Genomic DNA, 4,148 nt, shown 5'->3' with positions numbered 1-4,148 from the left:
TGTGAAGAGTCTTGGCTTACAGGCTGTGAAGGGTCTTGGCTTACAGGCTGTGAAGGGTCTTGGCTTACAGGCTGTGTTTCCGCTACAGGTTCAGTAGAAGGTTGATTCACATTGCTTGAAGGCTGTTGGATGAAACGGAAGCCTATGCCGAAGATAGCGCCTAAAGCTGCTAGCATTAGATAATTTTTCATGAGTCCCTTGTTGAAAATAGAAGTCAGTATGTAGTGTAGAGTTGTGGAATTTTGAAGAAAAAAGCATTCAGGTAACTATTCGCTTCATTAAACCTCGCAGTATTGAAAGCACAAAGAGAAAGCTCACCAGACCACCGATAACCATAGCTATCTGTATTGCAAAATTTAAAACCGTTTGACCGGTTTCTTCAATCTGCTGACCAGCCGTTTGACCGATTTCTTCAACCTGCTGATCAGCCGCTTCTCCAAAATTTTTAACTCGATCGTCAACCCAATCGTCTGCTATTGTGGACGGATCTACTTCTCTGCCAAGTTCTCTGATACCAGAATCTTGATTAGTTATATCTATTTCTCTGCCAAGCTCTCTGATCTCAGAATTTTGATTAGTTATGTCTACCTCTCTGCCAAGTTCTCTGATACCAGAATTTTGATTAGTTATGTCTACCTCTCTGCCAAGTTCTTTTACAGTAGAGCTTGGGTCTAAGTCTGATAAGCCAAAGGCGTTCACTTGTTGTGGAATTGCAGCAGTAAGTAAGCTTGTTAGGGATAGCATAGTAAATGCTATACTCGCTTGATTTTTAATGTTATTCATGTAAACAATCCTCATTTTTAGAGATAGAATTGACGTAATTAAAGAAGCTCAAAAAAGTTGTTTGTTTCTTTGACTTCCTGTATATAAGCTTCAATAAAGCAAAAGAATATTTCCGAAATTATGTAAAAAATGAGTCCAGAAAGCAAACTGGTACAAGATAAATCTTAAAAGAAGTTCAAGGAAAGTTTGTATCAATGTTTGGCTAACAACCCTCCACAATGCCTAGATAATGATTTTTCTGTTTTCTCGAAGAAGATATTTCAACCTTAAGCAGATAGCATTTTTAGATGGGATGTTGTGACACTTGGATAGCTGCACGTTGAGGGAACTTCTGGAAGTCCGGCAGTAGAGGATAGCTCGGTAGTGATTCTCGGTCAAACGGCTACAGCGCAATTTTGAGGGAGTTAGCGCGGGTTGCCAGCGGTCGGTCGGGTTGTCCATGTTGAAGAGAGGCTACTTGGAGCTAGCGCGGGTTCGATCGCCCGTTCCGGTCAATAGTCTGGCAACACTCAGGCTATCTCTACTCCCTGAGTATCAAGATGTGAGACGCGCTAGAGGATAGCTCGGTAGGATTCCACGGTCAAACGCTTACAGCGCAATTTCGAGGGAGCTAGCGCGGATGCGATCGCCTTTCAGACCCGTGCCAGTTGTCCAGGACAAACAGGACTGTCCTGAAGACAGCGGTCACTGAGGTAGGTTAGGTTGTCCATGTTGGAGAGAGTCGCTTGGAGCTTTGCGGGTGCGATCGCCTTTCCCGTGCCAGTTGTCCAGAACAAACAGGACAGTCCTGAAGACAGCGCTCACTGAGGTAGGGGGAAGTTGTCCATGTTGGAGAGAGACATCGGGAGCTAGCGCGGATGCGATCGCCTATCCGGTGGGTAAAAATACCCATTACATTTTCAAAGATGGGTATAAATACCCTACACAAAAGCCATAAAATCAAAAGCGATCGCCTATCCAGTTAGGCAACTGAAAACTAGTTACGGACTAAGAACCAGTTAGAATATCTAGTTAAATGTTTTAACTAGTTAGATAGTGAGACAAGACAATCCAGTAACTAGTTAGAATATGTGGACAACTGAAAACTAACAAGTCAAACTACCCCAAGAGCGAGGTGATTATAGGATGCTGATATATGGTCATTGCAAGCATTTGGCAAGAGGGGTGCAGTAACTAGTTAGGTTTAATTACTAACTAGTTAGACTAGCAGGGTGAGCAAGATAGAACTAGTTAGGGAATGAGGCGAGGGGAGTTGATTGATACATTACTAACCAGTTGTGTCTGTTAATTTAAATTAACAGACACAACTGGTTAGTAATGTATCAATCAACTCCCCTCGCCTCATTCCCTAACTAGTTCTATCTTGCTCACCCTGCTAGTCTAACTAGTTAGTAATTAAACCTAACTAGTTACTGCACCCCTCTTGCCAAATGCTTGCAATGACCATATATCAGCATCCTATAATCACCTCGCTCTTGGGGTAGTTTGACTTGTTAGTTTTCAGTTGTCCACATATTCTAACTAGTTACTGGATTGTCTTGTCTCACTATCTAACTAGTTAAAACATTTAACTAGATATTCTAACTGGTTCTTAGTCCGTAACTAGTTTTCAGTTGCCTAACTGGATAGGCGATCGCTTTTGATTTTATGGCTTTTGTGTAGGGTATTTATACCCATCTTTGAAAATGTAATGGGTATTTTTACCCACCGGATAGGCGATCGCATCCGCGCTAGCTCCCGATGTCTCTCTCCAACATGGACAACTTCCCCCTACCTCAGTGAGCGCTGTCTTCAGGACTGTCCTGTTTGTTCTGGACAACTGGCACGGGAAAGGCGATCGCACCCGCAAAGCTCCAAGCGACTCTCTCCAACATGGACAACCTAACCTACCTCAGTGACCGCTGTCTTCAGGACAGTCCTGTTTGTCCTGGACAACTGGCACGGGTCTGAAAGGCGATCGCATCCGCGCTAGCTCCCTCGAAATTGCGCTGTAAGCGTTTGACCGTGGAATCCTACCGAGCTATCCTCTAGCGCGTCTCACATCTTGATACTCAGGGAGTAGAGATAGCCTGAGTGTTGCCAGACTATTGACCGGAACGGGCGATCGAACCCGCGCTAGCTCCAAGTAGCCTCTCTTCAACATGGACAACCCGACCGACCGCTGGCAACCCGCGCTAACTCCCTCAAAATTGCGCTGTAGCCGTTTGACCGAGAATCACTACCGAGCTATCCTCTACTGCCGGACTTCCAGAAGTTCCCTCAACGTGCAGCTATCCAAGTGTCACAACATCCCATCTAAAAATGCTATCTGCTTAAGGTTGAAATATCTTCTTCGAGAAAACAGAAAAATCATTATCTAGGCATTGTGGAGGGTTGTTAGCCAAACATTGATACAAACTTTCCTTGAACTTCTTTTAAGATTTATCTTGTACCAGTTTGCTTTCTGGACTCATTTTTTACATAATTTCGGAAATATTCTTTTGCTTTATTGAAGCTTATATACAGGAAGTCAAAGAAACAAACAACTTTTTTGAGCTTCTTTAATTACGTCAATTCTATCTCTAAAAATGAGGATTGTTTACATGAATAACATTAAAAATCAAGCGAGTATAGCATTTACTATGCTATCCCTAACAAGCTTACTTACTGCTGCAATTCCACAACAAGTGAACGCCTTTGGCTTATCAGACTTAGACCCAAGCTCTACTGTAAAAGAACTTGGCAGAGAGGTAGACATAACTAATCAAAATTCTGGTATCAGAGAACTTGGCAGAGAGGTAGACATAACTAATCAAAATTCTGAGATCAGAGAGCTTGGCAGAGAAATAGATATAACTAATCAAGATTCTGGTATCAGAGAACTTGGCAGAGAAGTAGATCCGTCCACAATAGCAGACGATTGGGTTGACGATCGAGTTAAAAATTTTGGAGAAGCGGCTGATCAGCAGGTTGAAGAAATCGGTCAAACGGCTGGTCAGCAGATTGAAGAAACCGGTCAAACGGTTTTAAATTTTGCAATACAGATAGCTATGGTTATCGGTGGTCTGGTGAGCTTTCTCTTTGTGCTTTCAATACTGCGAGGTTTAATGAAGCGAATAGTTACCTGAATGCTTTTTTCTTCAAAATTCCACAACTCTACACTACATACTGACTTCTATTTTCAACAAGGGACTCATGAAAAATTATCTAATGCTAGCAGCTTTAGGCGCTATCTTCGGCATAGGCTTCCGTTTCATCCAACAGCCTTCAAGCAATGTGAATCAACCTTCTACTGAACCTGTAGCGGAAACACAGCCTGTAAGCCAAGACCCTTCACAGCCTGTAAGCCAAGACCCTTCACAGCCTGTAAGCCAAGACTCTTCACA

At 43.0% G+C, this 4,148-nt stretch carries 6 protein-coding genes; 3 read left to right on the top strand and 3 right to left on the bottom strand.

Annotation, left to right across the window (positions count from 1 at the left end; genetic code table 11):
- The 3 genes from AC5JL3_RS28615 to AC5JL3_RS28605 all read right to left on the bottom strand — a co-directional run.
- A partial coding sequence (locus AC5JL3_RS28615) for a hypothetical protein (RefSeq protein ID WP_496077684.1) occupies positions 1-191 on the bottom strand: 191 nt, incomplete at its 3' end.
- Positions 192-258: 67 nt separating this feature from the next.
- On the bottom strand, positions 259-783 hold the full coding sequence (locus tag AC5JL3_RS28610) for a hypothetical protein (protein WP_496077685.1): 525 nt from the start codon (positions 781-783) through the stop codon (positions 259-261).
- Positions 784-1,480: 697 nt separating this feature from the next.
- On the bottom strand, positions 1,481-1,675 hold the full coding sequence (locus AC5JL3_RS28605; protein ID WP_496077686.1) for a hypothetical protein: 195 nt from the start codon (positions 1,673-1,675) through the stop codon (positions 1,481-1,483).
- Positions 1,676-2,473: 798 nt separating this feature from the next.
- On the opposite strand from AC5JL3_RS28605, the gene AC5JL3_RS28600 reads away from it, so the two are divergent.
- The 3 genes from AC5JL3_RS28600 to AC5JL3_RS28590 form a co-directional block, all read left to right on the top strand.
- Positions 2,474-2,668, top strand: coding sequence for a hypothetical protein (locus tag AC5JL3_RS28600; protein ID WP_496077686.1), 195 nt, complete (start codon positions 2,474-2,476; stop codon positions 2,666-2,668).
- A gap of 697 nt (positions 2,669-3,365) precedes the next feature.
- Entirely contained in the window at positions 3,366-3,890 is a 525-nt protein-coding gene (locus AC5JL3_RS28595; protein ID WP_496077685.1) for a hypothetical protein, read from the top strand.
- A 67-nt stretch (positions 3,891-3,957) separates the two neighbouring features.
- A partial coding sequence (locus tag AC5JL3_RS28590; RefSeq protein ID WP_496077684.1) for a hypothetical protein occupies positions 3,958-4,148 on the top strand: 191 nt, incomplete at its 3' end.

The sequence above is a fragment of the Symplocastrum torsivum genome (genome assembly GCF_059505465.1).
This window is presented reverse-complemented; position numbering and strand designations above follow the sequence as displayed.

What these genes read in the sequence shown, in the direction of transcription:
- AC5JL3_RS28605 (WP_496077686.1), bottom strand. Translation starts at nt 1,675, where the DNA reads ATGGGTATTTTTACCCACCGGATAGGCGATCGCATCCGCGCTAGCTCC.
- AC5JL3_RS28600 (WP_496077686.1), top strand. Translation starts at nt 2,474, where the DNA reads ATGGGTATTTTTACCCACCGGATAGGCGATCGCATCCGCGCTAGCTCC.
- AC5JL3_RS28595 (WP_496077685.1), top strand. Translation starts at nt 3,366, where the DNA reads ATGAATAACATTAAAAATCAAGCGAGTATAGCATTTACTATGCTATCC.
- AC5JL3_RS28610 (WP_496077685.1), bottom strand. Translation starts at nt 783, where the DNA reads ATGAATAACATTAAAAATCAAGCGAGTATAGCATTTACTATGCTATCC.